The 19,582-nt window shown below is 41.3% G+C and carries 22 protein-coding genes; 17 read left to right on the top strand and 5 right to left on the bottom strand.

The window, feature by feature from the left end; all coding sequences use genetic code 11:
• Positions 1-2 precede the first annotated feature (2 nt).
• The 3 genes from VCASEI_RS09395 to prfC all read left to right on the top strand — a co-directional run bounded on the left by VCASEI_RS09395 (position 3) and on the right by prfC (position 2,600).
• Positions 3-413, top strand: a complete 411-nt coding sequence (locus tag VCASEI_RS09395; RefSeq protein ID WP_086962773.1) for a DNA polymerase III subunit psi — start codon at positions 3-5, stop codon at positions 411-413.
• Entirely contained in the window at positions 400-900 is a 501-nt protein-coding gene (gene rimI, locus VCASEI_RS09390) for a ribosomal protein S18-alanine N-acetyltransferase (protein ID WP_086962771.1), read from the top strand. Before VCASEI_RS09395 ends, rimI begins: the two co-directional genes overlap by 14 nt.
• 119 nt (positions 901-1,019) lie before the next feature.
• On the top strand, positions 1,020-2,600 hold the full coding sequence (prfC, locus tag VCASEI_RS09385) for a peptide chain release factor 3 (RefSeq protein WP_086962769.1): 1,581 nt from the start codon (positions 1,020-1,022) through the stop codon (positions 2,598-2,600).
• Between the two features lie 136 nt (positions 2,601-2,736).
• Here the strand turns inward: prfC and VCASEI_RS09380 are convergent, their stop codons facing one another.
• A complete protein-coding gene (locus VCASEI_RS09380) occupies positions 2,737-3,066 on the bottom strand; it encodes a hypothetical protein (RefSeq protein WP_086962767.1) in 330 nt (109 codons plus the stop codon).
• Between the two features lie 336 nt (positions 3,067-3,402).
• Between VCASEI_RS09380 and nrdR the strand changes: the two genes are divergently transcribed.
• The 9 genes from nrdR (at position 3,403) to VCASEI_RS09335 (ending at position 10,024) form a co-directional block, all read left to right on the top strand.
• Entirely contained in the window at positions 3,403-3,852 is a 450-nt protein-coding gene (nrdR, locus tag VCASEI_RS09375) for a transcriptional regulator NrdR (protein WP_086962873.1), read from the top strand.
• Between the two features lie 44 nt (positions 3,853-3,896).
• Positions 3,897-5,069, top strand: a complete 1,173-nt coding sequence (gene ribD, locus VCASEI_RS09370; RefSeq protein WP_089111097.1) for a bifunctional diaminohydroxyphosphoribosylaminopyrimidine deaminase/5-amino-6-(5-phosphoribosylamino)uracil reductase RibD — start codon at positions 3,897-3,899, stop codon at positions 5,067-5,069.
• A 9-nt stretch (positions 5,070-5,078) separates the two neighbouring features.
• Positions 5,079-5,738: a riboflavin synthase gene (locus VCASEI_RS09365; protein WP_089111098.1), complete on the top strand. Its 660-nt coding sequence runs from the start codon at positions 5,079-5,081 to the stop codon at positions 5,736-5,738.
• Between the two features lie 33 nt (positions 5,739-5,771).
• On the top strand, positions 5,772-6,881 hold the full coding sequence (gene ribBA, locus VCASEI_RS09360; RefSeq protein WP_086962762.1) for a bifunctional 3,4-dihydroxy-2-butanone-4-phosphate synthase/GTP cyclohydrolase II: 1,110 nt from the start codon (positions 5,772-5,774) through the stop codon (positions 6,879-6,881).
• Between the two features lie 170 nt (positions 6,882-7,051).
• Positions 7,052-7,519, top strand: a complete 468-nt coding sequence (gene ribH, locus VCASEI_RS09355; protein ID WP_086962760.1) for a 6,7-dimethyl-8-ribityllumazine synthase — start codon at positions 7,052-7,054, stop codon at positions 7,517-7,519.
• A 21-nt stretch (positions 7,520-7,540) separates the two neighbouring features.
• The gene (gene nusB / locus VCASEI_RS09350) at positions 7,541-8,008 is read left to right on the top strand and encodes a transcription antitermination factor NusB (protein ID WP_086962758.1); all 468 of its coding nucleotides are present in this window, start codon (positions 7,541-7,543) and stop codon (positions 8,006-8,008) included.
• A 100-nt stretch (positions 8,009-8,108) separates the two neighbouring features.
• Positions 8,109-9,116 carry a thiamine-phosphate kinase gene (gene thiL, locus VCASEI_RS09345; protein WP_086962756.1) on the top strand — a complete coding sequence of 336 codons (1,008 nt, stop codon included), beginning with the start codon at positions 8,109-8,111 and terminating at the stop codon, positions 9,114-9,116.
• A gap of 47 nt (positions 9,117-9,163) precedes the next feature.
• A complete protein-coding gene (gene pgpA / locus VCASEI_RS09340) occupies positions 9,164-9,664 on the top strand; it encodes a phosphatidylglycerophosphatase A (protein ID WP_086962871.1) in 501 nt (166 codons plus the stop codon).
• Between the two features lie 12 nt (positions 9,665-9,676).
• Positions 9,677-10,024, top strand: a complete 348-nt coding sequence (locus VCASEI_RS09335) for a putative quinol monooxygenase (protein ID WP_086962754.1) — start codon at positions 9,677-9,679, stop codon at positions 10,022-10,024.
• A gap of 157 nt (positions 10,025-10,181) precedes the next feature.
• Here VCASEI_RS09335 and dxs read toward each other — a convergent pair whose 3' ends face one another.
• From dxs to xseB, 3 genes are read right to left on the bottom strand one after another with little or no spacing between them, the layout of a single operon-like run.
• Positions 10,182-12,065, bottom strand: coding sequence for a 1-deoxy-D-xylulose-5-phosphate synthase (gene dxs, locus VCASEI_RS09330; protein ID WP_086962753.1), 1,884 nt, complete (start codon positions 12,063-12,065; stop codon positions 10,182-10,184).
• Between the two features lie 21 nt (positions 12,066-12,086).
• Positions 12,087-12,971, bottom strand: coding sequence for a (2E,6E)-farnesyl diphosphate synthase (gene ispA, locus VCASEI_RS09325; RefSeq protein ID WP_086962751.1), 885 nt, complete (start codon positions 12,969-12,971; stop codon positions 12,087-12,089).
• A 1-nt stretch (position 12,972) separates the two neighbouring features.
• Positions 12,973-13,218 (bottom strand): exodeoxyribonuclease VII small subunit, encoded by a 246-nt coding sequence (gene xseB / locus VCASEI_RS09320; protein WP_086962749.1) that lies wholly within the window; start codon positions 13,216-13,218, stop codon positions 12,973-12,975.
• Positions 13,219-13,603: 385 nt separating this feature from the next.
• Between xseB and thiI the strand changes: the two genes are divergently transcribed.
• The 5 genes from thiI to rlmM all read left to right on the top strand — a co-directional run bounded on the left by thiI (position 13,604) and on the right by rlmM (position 18,669).
• Positions 13,604-15,052, top strand: coding sequence for a tRNA uracil 4-sulfurtransferase ThiI (gene thiI / locus VCASEI_RS09315; RefSeq protein WP_086962747.1), 1,449 nt, complete (start codon positions 13,604-13,606; stop codon positions 15,050-15,052).
• A 478-nt stretch (positions 15,053-15,530) separates the two neighbouring features.
• A complete protein-coding gene (locus tag VCASEI_RS09310; protein WP_086962745.1) occupies positions 15,531-16,454 on the top strand; it encodes a transcriptional regulator GcvA in 924 nt (307 codons plus the stop codon).
• Positions 16,451-17,101, top strand: coding sequence for an alpha/beta family hydrolase (locus VCASEI_RS09305; RefSeq protein WP_086962743.1), 651 nt, complete (start codon positions 16,451-16,453; stop codon positions 17,099-17,101). The genes VCASEI_RS09310 and VCASEI_RS09305 overlap by 4 nt, the downstream gene beginning before the upstream one ends.
• A gap of 6 nt (positions 17,102-17,107) precedes the next feature.
• Complete coding sequence (locus VCASEI_RS09300) at positions 17,108-17,581, top strand: DUF423 domain-containing protein (RefSeq protein WP_086962741.1); 474 nt, start codon at positions 17,108-17,110, stop codon at positions 17,579-17,581.
• Positions 17,578-18,669 (top strand): 23S rRNA (cytidine(2498)-2'-O)-methyltransferase RlmM, encoded by a 1,092-nt coding sequence (gene rlmM / locus VCASEI_RS09295; RefSeq protein ID WP_086962739.1) that lies wholly within the window; start codon positions 17,578-17,580, stop codon positions 18,667-18,669. Before VCASEI_RS09300 ends, rlmM begins: the two co-directional genes overlap by 4 nt.
• A gap of 47 nt (positions 18,670-18,716) precedes the next feature.
• Here the strand turns inward: rlmM and xni are convergent, their stop codons facing one another.
• Entirely contained in the window at positions 18,717-19,487 is a 771-nt protein-coding gene (gene xni / locus VCASEI_RS09290; RefSeq protein ID WP_086962738.1) for a flap endonuclease Xni, read from the bottom strand.
• Between the last annotated feature and the right edge of the window lie 95 nt (positions 19,488-19,582).

The raw sequence follows: 19,582 nt of genomic DNA, 5'->3' as shown, positions 1-19,582 counted from the left end.
TTATGCTAAATCTTCGTGAACAGCAATATTTACAAGAAATGGCTATCCCTGTTTGGGAGCTTGTACACCCAGAACGCTTACAAGGATATCAAGCCCCAGGTTTCGTACTTCCTTCTTCTTGTGCTTTATTATTGGTGTCTGAGAACCTTCCTCAAGGCCCTGATGCGACACTGTTTATTAAGGTGTTAAGCAGTATGCAATTAAAACCAGAACAAGCACTGCATGTGACGCCTCCTCAGTTAGCAACACTTGAAAAACATTCGCTTACTTGGATATGGTTTTCTGGTTGTGAGGCTAACGTTATGCTTGATGGTGTAAATCAATTATCTTCGCCACCGTTGCAAGATATCCATGGTAACACTCAAAATCGCCGAGATCTTTGGCAACAGATTTGTTCTTATGACGCAAAATAGTCTTCAAATTTTACCTTTGGCTGTCGATCATATTGATGCAGTATGGGCGATTGAGCAACAAGCACATAGTCACCCGTGGTCACAAAATATGATTCGAGATCTTACTTATCAAAATAGTCCTAATTCCAGCAAGAACCAGTTTGGTTTATGGCTCAACCAAACGTTAGTTGGCTACTATTACAGTCAAAATGTCGTTGGAGAAGTCACGTTACTGACGATCGCGGTGGATCCTGTTCTGCAAGGTAAAGGCTATGGTCGTATGTTAATACAACATTTAATTGATCACAGTGAAGACGCTGAGGCGGAAAGTATTTGGCTTGAAGTGAGAGCCAGTAATACAGGGGCTTATCATCTCTATGAGTCGCTTGGCTTTAACGAGATGGATCGCCGAGTAAATTATTACCCATCTCAAACGTCAAAAAATGGTAAAGAAGACGCTATTATTATGAACTTATTACTCGATAGTGGTTTTAATCCGTTTTCATGATTCCCCCACACTAGAGTTATCGTCATTTTTGCGTATAATTCGCCCATCTCACTTTTGTGACCCAATTATTTTGCTGTGATTGAGCAGCGATAAGCTAAACAGTTGATAAGGTTTCCTTCATGTCTTTCCTTTCTGAAGTTGGCAAGCGTCGTACGTTTGCGATCATCTCTCACCCGGATGCGGGTAAAACAACCATTACTGAAAAAGTATTGTTATTCGGAAACGCTTTACAAAAAGCCGGTACGGTTAAAGGTCGTGGCTCAAACCAGCATGCAAAATCTGACTGGATGGAAATGGAAAAAGAGCGTGGTATTTCGGTTACTACTTCGGTGATGCAATTTCCTTATAACGATTGCTTGGTGAACCTTCTTGATACCCCTGGACATGAAGATTTCTCGGAAGATACTTACCGCACTTTAACCGCGGTGGATTCTTGCTTGATGGTGATTGATGCGGCAAAAGGTGTCGAAGATCGTACTCGTAAGCTAATGGAAGTCACGCGTCTGCGTGATACACCAATTGTAACCTTCATGAACAAATGTGATCGTGATACGCGTGATCCTATGGATTTGTTGGATGAAGTGGAAAGCGAACTGAAAATGGCATGTGCGCCTATTTCATGGCCTATTGGAAGTGGTAAAGAGTTTAAAGGTGTTTATCACATCCATCGTGACGAAACGATTTTATATGCCACTGGTCAAGGGTCTACAATTCAAGAAGTTCGCAGTATTAAAGGCTTAGATAACCCTGATCTTGATGTCGCGATTGGCACTGATATTGCGGAACAATTACGTGAAGACTTAGAGCTAGTCATTGGCGCTGCACATGAATTTGACCAAGAATTGTTTTTAAAAGGTGAATTAACGCCAGTCTTTTTTGGTACCGCTTTAGGTAACTTTGGTGTGGATCATATGCTTACTGGCTTGACTGAATGGGCGCCAGCACCGTTGGCTCGTGAAGCAAATGAGCGAACAGTGAAAGCAACGGAAGAAAAATTCACCGGTTTTGTGTTTAAAATTCAAGCCAATATGGATCCAAAACACCGTGACCGTATTGCCTTTATGCGTATTGTATCGGGTACTTATACTCAGGGCATGAAGATGAACCATGTTCGTACTGGTAAAATGGTGAATATATCGGATGCCGTAACCTTTATGGCTGGTGACCGAGCGCGTGCAGAACATGCTTATTCGGGAGACATTATCGGTTTGCATAACCATGGCACTATTCAAATTGGTGATACTTTCACACAAGGTGAATCATTGAAGTTTGCTGGTATTCCTAACTTTGCCCCAGAGCTGTTCCGCCGGATTCGTTTGCGCGATCCATTAAAGCAAAAGCAGTTGCTTAAAGGTTTAGTGCAGTTGTCTGAAGAAGGTGCTGTACAGGTTTTCCGTCCTCTGCAAAATAACGACTTAATCGTTGGTGCGGTGGGTGTGCTTCAGTTTGATGTAGTTGTGGCTCGTTTAAAATCGGAATATAACGTTGAAGCAATATATGAAGGTGTGAATGTTGCTACCGCTCGTTGGGTTGAATGCTCGGATGAGAAAAAATTGGATGAATTTAAGCGTAAGAACCAAACTAACCTTGCGTTAGATGGCGGGGATAACTTGTCTTATGTTGCACCAACTATGGTGAACTTAAACTTAGCGAAAGAACGTTTCCCTGATATTGAGTTCCACGCGACTCGCGAACATTAATTTACTATGCAGTGAAGAAAACAAATTAAAGCGCGGTATTACCTGCTGCGTTTATTTTTATTAACGCCAACCATTATTTAAATGGTTGGCGTTTTTTCATGGAAGCTTGGTACTGCCTCAATGATTGTAAAGAGGATTAGTCTTTCTTATTAATGCTAATCATAGAACCTGATTTACATTTGAACATGTAGTAACGGCTGCTTTCGTTAAATTGACCTAGACCACCACCAGAACAATATGACGCGTTTAAGTCTTGCATGGTGTCTAGCGTTTTAGCGTTATCCATTGCAAACTTAGAGCCATCTGCGCAGACAATGCGCACTTTACCGTCATCACTTGTTGAGAAGACCTTCACGTCAGTATTACAAAGCTGGAAAGAAGCATCTAAATAGCTGTCTTCTTGAGTGGGAGATGAACAGCCTGCTAATGTAATAACGAGCAATCCGGCTAGACCTAAATATTTCATGGTTATACTTCCTATATTCATCCGCTTATATGACCGGATGGAAATTTGAATGATCGTAAATGGTCGATCACAGAACTCTGCTTTAAGTGTAACCTCATAGCCGATTTCGCTCAACTTTAGTGCAATAATTATTCTGTTCGTTCTAAGATTAAAATAGAAGTGATTGAATTTGTGGGTGGGTTATCGCTTACTTTTATCATTTCGGATAAACTAAAGCCATACTAATAAACCACAAGTTAGTGGGTTGAAAAGAGTATTAGTGGGTTGAAAAATAGTTAGATGGGATCGTCTTTCAAAGGAAATCTAACCGATGAAATTTATATTGAGGGAGAAAACATGCACTGTCCATTTTGTTCTGAAAATGACACCAAAGTGATTGATTCACGGTTAGTCGCGGATGGACACCAAGTTCGCCGTCGTCGTCAATGCCTAGCGTGTAGCGAACGATTTACCACATTTGAAAGCGCTGAATTGGTTATGCCTAAAGTGATAAAATCCAATGGTAATCGTGAACCTTTTGATGAAGACAAAATGATTGGCGGTTTACAACGTTCTTTAGAAAAACGCCCAGTGAGTGCTGATGCCGTTGAATTGGCTATCAGCCATATTAAATCTCAACTACGTGCAACGGGGGAGCGTGAAGTCCCGAGTGAAATGATCGGTAATTTTGTGATGGATCAATTAAAAACGTTGGATAAAGTTGCGTATATTCGTTTTGCTTCGGTGTATCGTAGCTTTGAAGATATTCGTGAATTTGGTGAAGAAATCGCTCGTCTTGAAGATTAACAACAAGACTACTTTCGAGTTTGATAATGAGAATTGGAAGCACGATGACTCAAGTTTTATTTTCTGCGATTGATCATCAAATGATGTCTTTGGCTATTCATTTAGCAAAGCAAGGTATATATACCACCTCACCAAATCCTAATGTTGGTTGTGTGATTGTTCATGATGGCAATGTAGTCGGAAAAGGCGCGCATTTAAAAGCGGGGGAGCCTCATGCTGAAGTGCATGCATTACGTCAAGCTGGTGAGTTGTCGGAAGGCTCAACGGCGTATGTAACGCTAGAACCTTGTTCTCACTATGGAAGAACACCACCTTGCGCAGAAGCGTTAATCAAAGCCAAAATAAGGCGTGTGGTTTGTGCGATGCAAGATCCCAACCCTCAAGTCGCTGGTCGTGGTATTCAAATGTTGCGAGAAGCAGGTATTCAAGTTGACGTGGGCTTGCTAGAACAAGATGCTTGGCAATTAAACCCTGGATTCATTAAATGGATGCAAACTGGTATGCCATTTGTTCAACTTAAATTGGCGGCGAGTGTCGATGGTAAAACGGCGCTGAGCAATGGTCAAAGCCAATGGATTACTGGCGCTAAAGCAAGACAAGATGTTCAGCACTACCGAGCAAAAGCAGGTGCTATCTTATCAACTGCCAAGACGGTACTTGATGATAATGCTTCCCTTAATGTCCGCTGGGATGATTTACCTCAATCTGTACAAGCTATTTATGACATTAATCACGTTCGCCAACCCGTGCGGGTTATTTTAAATCGTCGTGGTGATTTGCTTAAAAAACCGACGAATGAACTGAAACTTTTTAATACGGATGGTGAACGTTTACTAGTTCATCCCAAGCAAGGCTCTATATATGATATGGAGACAAAAGCGGCATCTAATAAGGTTGTTGATACTCAAGTTATCGAAGCTGAATTAAATGATGATCAATTTGATTTGCCGTTTTTATTTAAACAACTCGCGAAAGATCAAAATATTAACCATATTTGGGTTGAAGCAGGGGCTACTTTAGCTGCCAGTTTGATAAAGCAAGATTTAGTCGATGAGCTCATTATCTATATTGCTCCTAAATTAATGGGAACTGATGGCTGTGGGTTAACTCAAATAATGGGATTAACATCAATGAAAGAGGCCATTGATTTAGACATTACCGATTTACGTATGGTCGGGGCGGATATTCGCCTAACTGCCAAAATAGTGAAAAAATAAAGAGAAATTATGTTTACAGGCATTGTAGAAGCAGTAGGAACCATTTCAGCTATTATCCCCAAAGGTGAAGATGTCACTATCACGGTGGATGCTGGCAAACTTGATATGTCTGATGTCCATTTAGGCGACAGTATTGCAACCAATGGCGTATGCTTAACGGTGGTTCAGTTTGATCAGCGAAGCTATAGTGCCGATTTGTCACTTGAGACCTTAAAACGAACCGGATTCACCCAATACCAAGTTGGTGACAAGGTCAATCTTGAGAAGGCTATGCTGCCGTCAACACGATTTGGTGGGCATATCGTTTCTGGGCATATCGATGATGTTGGGACAATTGTCGACCGACAACCTGTTGGTCGAGCGATGGAATATTGGATAGAAGTGCCAAGCCACTTATCTCGCTACATTGCGGAAAAAGGTTCTGTGACTATTGATGGTATTAGCTTAACGGTCAATGATGTACGTAAAGACAGCTTTAAGATCACCATTGTGCCGCATACTTCACAAGAAACCACGGTAGACAGTTTCGTTGTTGGGCATAAAGTGAACTTAGAGGTGGATGTAATTGCACGTTATTTAGAGCGTTTAATTACTAGGAAATCAGAAGATACTGCCATTCCAGAATCACGTATTACAATGGATTTATTGCAGAAAAATGGTTTCGCTTAATTCTATCTATACCCAAAGTAATAGGAAATCAGTATGCCAATTAGCAGCTCAAAAGAAATTATTGACGATATCCGTTTAGGTAAAATGGTTATCTTGATGGATGATGAAGATCGTGAAAATGAAGGCGATCTTATTATGGCGGCAGAACATATCACGCCAGAATCGATTAACTTTATGGCGACTCATGGACGTGGGCTTATTTGTTTGACGTTGACCAAACAGCGTTGCCACGACCTCGGTTTGCCTCCGATGGTTCAGGACAATAATGCACAGTACACAACGAATTTCACGGTTTCAATTGAAGCTGCTGAAGGTGTCACTACTGGAATTTCAGCCTCTGATCGTGCGGTTACCGTACAGGCGGCTGTCGCTAAAAATGCTAAAGCGGCAGACCTAGTTCAACCTGGTCATATTTTTCCGCTAGCGGCACAAGAAGGTGGCGTATTAACTCGCGCTGGACATACTGAAGCCGGTTGTGATTTAGCTCGTTTGGCAGGCCTAGAGCCCGCTTCTGTTATCGTTGAAATCTTAAATGATGATGGCACGATGGCGCGTCGTCCTGATCTTGAAGTCTTTGCCGAAAAGCACGGAATTAAATTGGGCACTATCGCGGATTTAATTGAATACCGTAATAATACTGAAACAACAATTGAACGCGTGGCGGAATGTAAACTACCCACTGAGTTTGGTGAGTTTGATTTAGTCACTTACCGAGACACTATTGATAATCAAATCCATTATGCTCTGCGTAAAGGTAATGTGACTGATAATGCTTGCTTGGTGCGCGTTCATTTGCAAGATACTTTTACTGACCTACTGCATTCAAATCGCTCTAGCGATCGTAGTTGGTCATTAGATGCCGCTATGCAAAGAATTAACCAAGACGGTGGAGTCTTGATCATTCTTGGTAAAGAAGAAACGCCAGAATTTATTATCCATAAAGTGAAGATGTTTGAGCAACAAGATAATGCGACGGCTCCAGTGATGGCGAAAAAACAAGGCACATCAAGACGTGTCGGTGTTGGATCTCAAATTCTAGCTGATTTAGGTGTGAAGGACATGCGTTTGCTATCGTCGTCAGATAAACGTTATCACGCATTATCAGGTTTTGGCTTAAATGTTGTGGATTATGTAACAGAATAGCCGATACTCGCCATTTCATTTCTCGCCCTGCAAAGCCACTTTTATTCCAATAATCAGTCATGGATAAAACTGAAGGCAGAGGATAAATGAATTACCAATAGATATTGCTCACAAATTTGTGATAGAATCCGCCGATTCTCACTCCCTAGAAAACAGTTAAAGGATAACTTATGAAAGTAATCGAAGGTGCTTTTGCCGCTCCGAATGCAAAAATTGCTATCGTTATTTCTCGTTTTAACAGCTTTATTAACGAAAGTTTACTTTCAGGTGCGATTGACACATTGAAGCGTCATGGCCAAGTAAGCGATGACAACATTACTGTTGTTCGTTGCCCTGGTGCTGTTGAACTTCCATTAATTGCTCAACGTGTAGCAAAAACTGGAAAGTTTGATGCAATTGTTTCTTTAGGCACGGTTATTCGTGGTGGTACACCGCATTTTGATTACGTGTGCAGTGAATGTAATAAAGGTCTTGCACAAGTGTCTTTGGAATACTCTCTTCCAGTAGCATTTGGTGTATTGACAGTCGATACCATCGATCAAGCGATTGAACGCGCAGGTACCAAGGCTGGTAACAAAGGGCAAGAAGCTGCTCTTAGCGCACTTGAGATGATCAACGTTCTAAATGAAATTAACTAATTTTTTGCAATCTAATTCCTTATGGGGGCTCGCGTGAAACCAGCCGCACGTCGTAATGCACGTCAATTCGCACTACAAGCAATATACTCTTGGCAGGTCACTAAAGAAAATGTGGCCACAATTGAACATCAATTTCTAACCGGTGGAAAGTATGATGAAGAAGAAAATCATGCTTTAGAACCAAGCTTAAAAGCACCAGAAACGGATGTGGCTTATTTCCAAGACCTATTGTCTGGTGTTGTGAATGCTAATATGGAATTAGACAGTAAGTTACGTCCTTATCTATCTCGTCCAATGCAAGATTTGGACATGATGGAATTGGCTTTACTTCGTCTTGCGATGTACGAAATGACCAAGCGTGATGATGTACCTTATAAAGTGGTGATCAACGAAGCGATTGAACTTGCAAAAGTATTCGCAGCAGAAGACAGCCATAAGTTTATTAATGGTGTGCTTGATAAAGCGGCACCTCACGTTCGCAAAAAATAATCTTTATTTTTCTGCCTTAAAGGTCAGCCATGTGCTGGCCTTTTTTGTATACTATTTCCGACCTATATCCACTTTTCATTTTTACTAACAGCGATGCCCTATGTCTGGTGAATTTAATCTAATTGACAAATACTTTGCTGCTCGTCAGCCAAACCGTAGTGATGTACAGATAGCGTTAGGGGATGATTGTGCATTACTCACGGTACCTCAAGGCTATCAGCTTGCAGTCAGTACTGATACTGTGGTGCTAGGCACCCATTTTCTTCATGATGCAGATCCTAGCGATGTGGCGTATAAAGCGTTGATGTCCAACATTAGTGACTTGGCTGCAATGGGAGCGACTCCCGCTTGGCTTTCAATGGCGATTTCGATGCCAGAACTTGATGAAGCGTGGTTAGAGTCTTTTTGCGACAGTATGTTTGCGCTAGCGGATGCTCATCATTTACAGTTGATAGGCGGAGACACAACCAAGGGACCATTAACCATTACCTTTACTATTCAAGGTTTTGTTCCTTACGGTCAAGCGCTTACTCGTAGTGGTGCTAAAGTAGGGGATTGGATTTATGTGAGCGGTACTTTAGGTGATAGTCATGCTGGTCTTGACGCTATATTAGATGAACATAATTTGATTAAGCCATTTGCACAAACCCTAATAAATAGACACTTTAGAGCCGAATCGAGAGTAGATTTCGCACAATCTTTGCTTGGTGTCGCGTCCAGCTGTATTGATATTTCCGATGGTTTGATTTCTGATATTAAGCATATTCTTAAAGCATCATGCGTCAACGCTAAAGTGCATTTAGATAAACTCCCTATATCTTCTGAATTAATTGCTTTTTATGATGGTATCGAGACACGCGCTCACCATGTTGCGCTGTGTAGCGGTGAGGAGTATGAATTGTGCTTTACCGTCCCTCAAAAAAATAAAGCGATATTTGAAGCATTACAGACTAGAAGTAACACTCAAGCGCATTGTATCGGTCAGATCATCGCGCGTGATGAAGCGAATGAATCATCGACTCATTTAATCAAATTCTTACGTAACGATGCCATTATTTCGAACGAAGAAGAAGCATCGATACAGCAAGGTTTTGATCATTTTAATTAATCTTTTATATTAGAAATAAAGGCACAATCATGTCGCAGCAAACAGGAATGGTGGATCCCCGCTCTCGTATTAAATTATCAAACCCTTGGCATTTATTGGCGGTGGGATTTGGCAGTGGGTTATCAAAAATTGTTCCTGGCACGATGGGAACATTAGCTTCTTTGCCTTTTTACTTACTTTTGGTGCAATTACCGGTTGTGCTTTATTGTATCGTAGTGGTGCTCGCCGCTATTTTAGGGGTAACCATTTGCCAAAAAACATCAGATGATATGCAGGTACATGATCATGGCGCAATAGTTTGGGATGAATTTGTAGGCTTTTGGATCACGATGAGCGTAGTGCCTATGATGGGCCTAGCGGTCTATGATTGGAAAATTATCGCCATTGGTTTTGTGTTGTTTCGGCTCTTTGATATGGTGAAACCATGGCCGATTAGTTTACTTGACCGTCATGTTCACGGTGGCTTTGGGATTATGATAGATGATGTGTTAGCCGGAATATTTTCAGCCATTAGCTTATGGCTGGTGGTAGTGTATTGGTTTAATTAGTAGGAAAGAATGATGTCTAAGAAAGTGTATTGTGTTGCTCAGTTTCAGCCTAAAGAAGGCAAACTTGATGAGTTATTTTCTGTTTTACAAGCCCTAGAGCCCAACACCTTGCGTGAAGATGGCTGCTTACAATATGTGGTTACACGCCACCGCACTAGCCCTTTTGCGGGCGGAGAAAGCTATCCGATTGCTTTTCATGAGATCTGGGAAAGTAATGAAGCATTCGAAGCGCATTGCCAACGTAAAGAAATTGGTGATTTTTTCCAGCTGCAATGTGTTGATGAAACTGGTCTTGTTGAGAAATCGAATGTCGCTATTTACACTGATGAACCTAATAATTTCGATGCGCCTAAATTTTAATCTTTTGATGATCTAATAAGCAAGAAATACAACGTTATTGATAGTTAATCATTGTTAATGAAAATTCTTCCTGATTGACAACTTATTTAGATTCACACCAACAAGATAAAAAAAGGACGATTGCTCGTCCTTTTTTGAAGGTTTTATTGTTAAAACTTTAACTTAAATAATCGGTTATCTTCTTCTCCATCCCAACCACATCTAATCCCAGTTCAGCATATAATTCATCTTGTGTACCTTGATGAATAAACTTATCCGGTAAGCCAAGTTGCAATACGGGTTTGATTTGTTTGCGCTGCATAAGTAACTCTATTACACCAGAGCCAGCACCACCTGCTATGACGTTTTCTTCTAGTGTGACCAGTACATCGTGTTCTTGAGCGAGTTGCAGTACTAGCAATTCATCAAGCGGTTTAACAAAGCGCATATCGGCAACAGAGGCATCTAGGTTTTCAGCGGCTTTTAAGGCTTCTGGTAGGAAAGTACCAAAAGATAAAATCGCGACTTTCTTACCTGAACCTACTTGAGCTGAACTTTCACGAACCATACGCCCTTTGCCCATTTCAAGTTCGGTCATGTCGGCTTGTATCTCTGCACCACAGCCAGAACCTCTAGGGTAACGCACCGCACTTGGGCCTTGGTGTTTGTGGCCAGTATAGAGCATTTGGCGACATTCATTTTCATCGCTTGGTGCCATTATCACCATGTTTGGAATGCAGCGCATAAAGCTAAGATCAAACGCGCCTTGGTGAGTTTGACCATCAGCGCCAACTAAACCTGCACGATCAATAGCAAACATAACGGGAAGATTCATGATCGCCACATCGTGAATTAATTGATCGTAGCCACGCTGTAAAAAAGTAGAGTAGATCGCGACAATTGGGTGTTGGCCACCAATAGCCATACCGGCCGCTAAGGTGACCGCATGTTGTTCGGCAATGGCGACATCAAAATATTGCTGTGGAAATTCTTTTGAAAAACGCACCATACCAGATCCTTCACGCATGGCGGGAGTTATTGCCATCAGTTTTGGATCTTGAGCGGCCATGTCACAAAGAAAATCACCAAATATTTTTGAGAAGGTTGGTTTACTGCCACTGCTTTTCGGTAAGCTTGTTTCTTTTGGATCAAACTTTGGCACGCCATGATAACCAATCGGATCTTTCTCCGCAGGTTCATAGCCTTTGCCTTTTTTGGTCATCACGTGTAAAAACTGAGGGCCTTTTAAGCCTCGCATATTTTTCAGCGTTTTGACTAGCTCTTTAACATCATGACCGTCAACAGGGCCAATGTAATTAAAACCGAGCTCTTCAAACATAGTGCCCGGAACTACCATGCCTTTTAGATGCTCTTCGGTGCGACGAACCAATTCTTTGATTGGCGGTACATTCGACAGAACTTTCTTGCCACCTTCACGAATTGATGTGTAGAAGTTACCGGTTAATAGCTGTGCAAGGTGGTTGTTTAGCGCGCCAACATTTTCAGAAATCGACATTTCATTATCGTTTAAGATTACTAACATATCGGCATGGACATCACCTGCGTGATTCATGGCCTCAAATGCCATTCCTGCAGTAATGGCACCATCACCAATGACGCTGACGACTTTACGATCTTTGCCTTCTTTTTCCGCACTAATTGCCATACCCAAAGCCGCACTGATCGAGGTTGAAGAGTGGCCAACACAAAGCGTGTCGTATTCACTTTCATCACGCCATGGAAAAGGGTGTAAACCATCTTTTTGACGAATGGTCGACATGCGCTCACGACGGCCCGTTAGAATCTTATGTGGGTAGGCTTGATGACCAACATCCCAGACTAATTGATCAAATGGGGTGTTATAAACATAATGAAGCGCGACGGTTAGCTCGACAGTACCTAAACCTGATGCTAAATGTCCGCTTGATTGGCTTACTGAGTTGAGCAAATAAGTACGAAGCTCATCACACAGTGGTGATAAACTTTCTTTCGGTAATAGTCGCAACTCATCTGGTGTATTGGCCAGTGCGAGTGTGGGATACTTTGAGATATCAAGAGTCATAAATTATTAGCGCTTATTATATTAGTGGCTGCGATCGACTGCGTATCGGGCGAACTCTTCAAGTGACTGAGTATTGTAAGGTATCGCTTGCAAGGCTTGTAGTGATTCTTGTAACAAGCTTTGTGCTTTTTCTACCGCACCTTCTAATCCTAGCAGAGCAGGATAAGTACTCTTGTTTAAGTTTTGATCTGAACCTTGAGGTTTTCCTAAGGTCTCGGTGTCGCTGATAATATCGAGAATGTCATCTTGAACTTGAAAGGCAAGGCCGATGGCATTGGCGTAACGGTCTAAGTGAGGTAAAGCTTCGATGCCTTTTTCCCCTGCACAAAGCGCGCCCATTCTAATTGCGCATTTTATTAACGCCCCCGTTTTATTACGGTGAATCTCTTCTAATTCTTCGAGAGAAACAAGACGATTTTCGGCTTCTAAATCGAGTGATTGCCCCATACACATACCAAGAGAGCCTGAAGCTTTGGCGAGTTCTTTAATTAAAGTGATGCGATGTGGCTCGCTCACAGTCGAAAGTGGGCCTTCGGTTAAAATGGTAAAAGCTAACGTTTGTAGGGCATCACCAGTTAAAATGGCAATGGCTTCATCAAATTCAATGTGGCATGTTGGTTTCCCACGACGTAATTCGTCATCATCCATGGCTGGGAGATCATCGTGAATGAGCGAATAGGCATGAATGCATTCAATGGCTGAGGCTGGCGTATCTAAATCACTTGATTTCAGGCCAAAAAGTTCACCAGTGATATACACCAAGTAAGGGCGTACACGTTTACCTCCCAGTAGTAAGCCATAACGCATTGCTTTCGTTAGGGTTTGTTGCTGGTGTGGGATACTGTCTAACCACTGGTTTAATTGTTGGTTATTTCTTTCTTGATAGTCAGCCAGAGAAATGGTCATGCTAAATGTCGCTTTCTAGGTCAAATGGAACAAGTTTTGATTCATCATCATCTTTTAATAGGATTTCAACTCGTTGTTCTGCTTCTGTCAGCTTCATTTGACTAGAGCGAGCAAGTGAAATACCACGTTCGAATTTCTTCAATGCATCTTCAAGATCCAAATCGCCATTTTCAAGTTGATTCACTAAGGAGTCTAGTTCAGATAAGGACTCTTCAAAGCTCATGTTTTCAGGTTTTTTATTAGCCATATTTATTCTGCTTATAGGAACGCATCTGGAATGCGGCGATGCATAATGTGGGCAGCGGCGATTCCATTTTGGCGTGAAGGGCTGCTGATCTTAGTAAACGAGCTCGCAAGTTACCTTAGCCGTTAGGTTGGGTCAAATCGGGCGCGTAAATATGTTATCCGCCAATTGTATTTGACCTACGGGTATTGAAACAAGGATTAATCTGATTTTTATAAAAAAACTCAAATAAAATCAAAATGGACTCAATGAATGCGGGAGTTAATAGCGGGAAATTAATTCCTCGATAGGTAAATGTCGTGTATAATTTCGCGCCTTAGTTTTGATGATATCTGGACGTTTCTCAGGTTAACATTGTCAAATAATTCGATTAAAAGTGAAGCATAATATGAAGTTTATTGTTAAGCCCCATCCTGAAATTTTTGTTAAAAGTGATTCAGTGCGTAAGCGATTTACCAAAATTTTGGAACGCAATATTCGTAATATTATCCAACGTCAGACAGAATCTGTGGCGGTATTTAATCGTCGTGATCATATTGAAGTGAGCTCAAGCAGTGATGAATATTTTCCTCAGGTGCTGGCTATTCTGACGCAAACACCTGGAATTCATCACTCCTTAGAAGTCGTGCAGTCTGATTTTTCTGATATGCATGACATCTACGAGCAATCTTTAATTCAAAGCCGAGACTTAATTGAAGGTAAAACCTTCGTGGTTCGCGTTAAACGTCGTGGTAAGCACGACTTTACGTCTATTGATGTTGAACGTTATGTTGGTGGTGGTTTAAACCAAGCGGTTGAGTCGGCTAAGGTGAAGTTAAACAAGCCAGAAGTGACAGTGAACATTGAAATTGATCACGATAAACTCAATCAAGTAGTTGCTCGTCATAAAGGGTTAGGTGGCTTTCCTCTTGGAACACAAGAAGATGTATTAAGCTTAATTTCTGGTGGCTTTGATTCCGGCGTGTCGAGTTATTTACACATTAAACGTGGTTCGAAAACCCATTATTGTTTCTTTAACTTAGGTGGCCCTGCTCACGAAATTGGTGTGAAACAGGTATCGCATTTCTTATGGAATAAATACGGTTCATCGGCCAAAGTGAAATTTATTGCTGTGGATTTTGAACCTGTTGTCGCTGAAATTCTCGAGAAAGTTGATGATGGCCAAATGGGTGTGGTACTTAAACGAATGTTTATGCGCGCGGGCGGTATGATTGCCGAGAAGTTTGGTATTGAAGCGCTTGTGACAGGGGAAGCGTTGGGGCAGGTTTCTAGTCAGACATTAACCAACTTACGTTTAATTGATAATGTTACTGATACACTGATCCTTCGTCCTCTTATTAATTGGGATAAAGAAGACATCATTAATGTGGCTCGTGACATTGGTACGGAAGATTTTGCTAAAGTCATGCCTGAATATTGTGGTGTGATTTCTAAAAAGCCAACAGTGAAAGCGGTTAAAGCTAAACTTGAAAAAGAAGAATTGAATTTTGATTTCGATATTCTTGAACAAGTGGTTACTAATGCTCGTGTTATGGATATTCGTGACATTGAAAAAGAAAGCCAAGAACAAGCTCCAGAAGTTGAGCAAGTGGCTGAAATTTCTGCTGAAGCGGTGGTGTTAGATATTCGCAGCCCAGATGAAGAAGACATTCACCCACTAAATATTGATGGCGTTGAAATTAAACATCTTCCTTTCTATAAATTAGCAACACAGTTTGGCGATTTGGATCAGAGCAAGGAATACTTATTGTATTGTGAGCGTGGCGTGATGAGTCGCTTGCAAGCTTTGTATCTGAAAGATTTAGGTTATCCTAATGTGAAAGTGTATCGTCCATAACCTCTGCATAGAGTGATACGTTAAATCATAAAAATGAACATGCGTAAAAACGTCGGCTTAGGTCGGCGTTTTTTATTGGTTTAGAGTACATAGAGATAAACGGGTGAGTATAAGTGGTGTTGAGGCGACATAAAAAAAGCACAGTCCGATTCAAGAGGAACCAGACTGTGCAAAAATTTGATTAATTATCAAATAATCAGGGCTTAATAGAAATGAGGGAGTATTTCCATTTCGCCATAAAACTCAAAAGAGTTAATGCAAACACAACATTAGCATTAGTCAATCACGCATTTACAGGTTAGAGATAAATGGCGTAACTCATTAATGTGATGTGAAATATAGAGTTTTCGTGGCGATTCGACAATGGACAAATTATAATGCTTCGCATGAGAAAAATTCATGTCATATTTTCTTGCATCAAGATAATATCCATATTCATCCCCTTAATGTCTTTTCGTTTATAAGAAAGGTTTAATTTATGGCTAGACGTTTACCACCTTTGAATTCATTACGTGTGTTTGAAGCCGCTGCGCGTTACTTAAGCTTCACGCGAGCGGCGGAGGAGTTGTTTGTGACTCAAGCTGCGGTGAGCCACCAAGTTAAAGCATTGGAAGAGTTCTTAGGCATCAAACTATTTCGTCGTCGTAATCGCTCATTGTTGCTTACAGAAGAAGGCCAGAGCTATTTTTTAGACATTAAAGATATTTTCACGTCGATATCGGATGCGACGGATAAGGTTTTAGAGCGTAGTGAAAAAGGTGCGTTGACCATCAGTTTAACGCCAAGTTTTGCTATTCAGTGGTTAGTACCTCGTTTAGCGGATTTTAATGCTCAAGAGCCTGATATTGATGTTCGTATTAAAGCGGTCGATATGGATGAAGGGTTGTTGTCTGATGATGTCGACGTGGCGATTTATTACGGTCGAGGCAATTGGCCAGGTGTCCGTGCTGATAAATTGTATATTGAATGCTTGATTCCTGTTTGTTCACCGCAATTACTGCTTGGTACGAAACCATTAAACAGTCTAGATGATTTAAAGCAACACACTTTGTTACATGATAGTTCTCGTAAATACTGGAAACAGTTTATGAAAGAGCAAAATTTGGAAGGAGTGAATGTGAATCATGGTCCGATTTTTAGTCATTCAACCATGGTGATTCAAGCGGCGATGCATGGGCAAGGTATTGCCTTAGTCAATAATGTGCTTGTGCAGCCTGATTTAGATTCAGGACGTTTAGTGCAACCCTTTGATGAGGTATTAATCAGTAAGAATGCGTTTTATGTTGTGTGCGATAATAAACAAGCTGATGTAGGACGAGTGGCAACGTTTCGTGATTGGATGCTAAGTAAAGCCGCCAGTGAGCAAGATTCATTGTTGGAAGATGAGGTGTTATCAGAATGAATTCAGACATCACCCTACCCATAACTTTAGTTGATGGGGAAGACAATACGAAAGTGACGGTTCTTCTGGCGCATGGTGCTGGGGCGGGAATGGATCATGAATTTATGGCCGATATTGCGAAACAATTGTCAAAACATGATATTCGAGTTATCCGCTTTAATTTTCCTTATATGGTAAAACGAGCTGAAGATGGTAAGAAGTGCCCCCCGGATCGCGCCCCTAAATTATTAGCCGATTTTGAAAAAAAAATTGTTCAATATAGACAAGATTCTGAGCACTTATTCTTAGCTGGGAAATCAATGGGAGGGAGAATGGCAAGCCATTTGGTTGAACATGAAGCGGTTACCGCTGTTATGTGTTTAGGCTTTCCTTTTCATCCGCCAGCTAAACCTGAGAATTATAAAGGTGAGCATTTGGCAAACGTGGACAAACCCATTCTGATTTTACAAGGTGAGCGTGATACGTTTGGTACCAAAGAAGAATGTGCTAGTTTTATTTTTTCTGAGTCAGTCAAAGTGGATTTTATTCCTGATGGTGATCATAGTTTCAAGCCTCGGGTTCGCTCTGGGTATACTGAAAATGCGAACCGAGCCTTGGTTGTGAAAAAAATGGTTGAGTTCATTCAACAACAGATAAACATGAAGTAAGGGTTAATGGTGATCGCTCAATCTAAGCAAGAATCTAAAAAAAGATGTAAATGCAAAGGAGATAAAATTCTCGCTTTTGCTGGCCTTTCTGGGTTTATTACGGTGGGACTGGGGGCATTTGCCGCTCATGGTCTATCTAATATTTTATCTGAAACGTTATTATCGGTATTCAAAACAGGTGTGCAATACCAAGCGTGGCATACCTTTGCGCTGTTAGCGTGTGGGATTTTATTATTGATAACGGCAGAGAGTTCACAAGGTGGGAAATCGCTCTATAATGAGAAGGGTCGTAAAGGACTGGCATCTGCTGGTATTTGCTTTATCATCGGCATCTTTTGTTTTAGTGGCAGTTTATATGCACTGGCATTAACTGGTATTAAGTGGTTTGGTCCAATTACGCCTCTTGGTGGTTTATTTTTTATGATTGGCTGGATCCTCTTTGCTCTATCCGTTTTACGACTAAATAAGGTGACACTGTGAAACACGTATTACTCTACTGCCGTTCTGGTTTTGAAAAAGAATGTGCGGGCGAAATTCAAGACAAAGCCAATAACCTTGAGGTTTTTGGTTTTCCCCGAGTAAAAAAACAATCGGGTTACGTGGTGTTTGAGTGTTACCAAGATGGTGATGCGGATAAGCTCATTAAGTTAATCGATTTTAAGGCGTTAATTTTTGCTCGCCAAATGATGGCGGTTTCAGAGGCGTTAACAGATCTTCCGAGTGAAGACCGTATATCGCCAATTTTAGAGGCCATAGAAGCACAAGATAAATTCCCAACTTGTGGTGATATTCGTGTTGAAACGCCCGATACCAATGAAGCAAAAGAGCTGCTTAAATTCTGCCGTAAGTTTACCGTGCCACTGCGTAGTGCTATTCGTGGTAAAGGTTACTTATACGCAAAAGACAATGCTAAAAAACCAGTGTTGCATGTGTGTTTTGTCGCTCCGGGACATTGTTTTGTTGGTTATTCACTTTCTCAAAACAACTCACAATTTTTCATGGGCATTCCTCGTTTAAAATTTCCATCGGATGCACCAAGCCGCTCAACATTAAAATTGGAAGAAGCGTTTCATGTGTTTATTCCTAAAGAAGAGTTGGACGAGCGTTTAGCGCCGGGTATGTGGGCGGTAGATTTGGGCGCATGTCCGGGTGGTTGGACGTATCAATTGGTGAAACGTTCGATGTTTGTCCACGCGGTGGATAACGGAGCAATGGCACAAAGTTTAATGGATACGGGCCAAGTAAAATATCACGCTGCAGATGGTTTTAAGTTTGAACCTGCGAAAAAGAACGTGACGTGGTTAGTGTGTGACATGATTGAGAAGCCTTCGCGCGTCGCTCAATTGATGGGGGAGTGGTTGATCCGTGGTTTAGCTAAGGAGGCCATTTTTAACCTGAAATTACCCATGAAAGGTCGTTATGATGAAGTATTGGAAGACATTGAAAATCTGAAAATATTTTTTAAAGAAAATGAAATACCATTCAAACTTCAAGCTAAACATTTGTACCATGATCGTGAAGAAATTACGGTTCATGTGCAGATTTTAAAGAATATCTCACCGTATTAATATCGGTTGGTTGACTTTTGCTTCTAGGGACGGCGTGTTGCTTGTCCCTAGTTTCGCTCTAATCTTATATCCTGTAAATTAAACCCTAATACCATGTCGGTTTGTAAGGCGGCAATTCGCTTACAGATTCTCGCGAGTTCAATATGCTCGTCTAGCTTTTTACGATATTTAGACAGTAAGTCTTCGGCTGTGTAGGCAGTTTCAATATCATGGTATTGTTGTAAAATCGCTTTGGCCGCTTTAGGTCCGATACCCGGCACGCCCGGAACTTTGCTTGAGCTTATGCCTACTAGCCCCCAGTAATCGGCAAGTTGTTGAGGTTTTACGCCAAACTCTTGTTCAATAAAAGGGGCATCTAACCAACGATGCTGAAAATAGTCTCGAATCTGAATGTTGGGCGAGAGTAATTGGCAATAGCCTTTATCTGTTGAGATAATGGTGGTTTTCTCTCCCGATGATGATACTTTACATGCAAGCGTGGCAATTAAATCGTCGGCTTCATCGCCATCAGAAAGTAATGAATCAATACCCAATTCCCACCACGCGGTTTGAATACTCTCAAGTCCTGTTAATAGTGCGGGTGGCATGGGTTTCCTATCCTCTTTATAACTCGGTAAAACGTCAGCACGCCATCCACGGTTTTGTAAGTGATGGTCAAAAACCGCAATCATGTGGGTCGGCTGAGATTCTTTAATGATTTTGTTTAAGGTACGGCTGGTTGTTTCGATAGTACGAGCAATATCTGTAGGATCGGGTTGGGCAGAGTGCACTCGACGAATTAGGTTTAATGCATCAATGATCACCAGATGAATCGACATAACTTCTCCTATAAAAATAGTACCCATAAAAAATGGCTTCAGCTTTTAGATCCTTGAATGGCATTAGGATAAGTAAGCGAGAAGCCATTGTAACA

The sequence above is a fragment of the Vibrio casei genome, from assembly GCF_002218025.2.
GTDB classification, from domain to species: domain Bacteria; phylum Pseudomonadota; class Gammaproteobacteria; order Enterobacterales; family Vibrionaceae; genus Vibrio; species Vibrio casei.
This window is presented reverse-complemented; position numbering and strand designations above follow the sequence as displayed.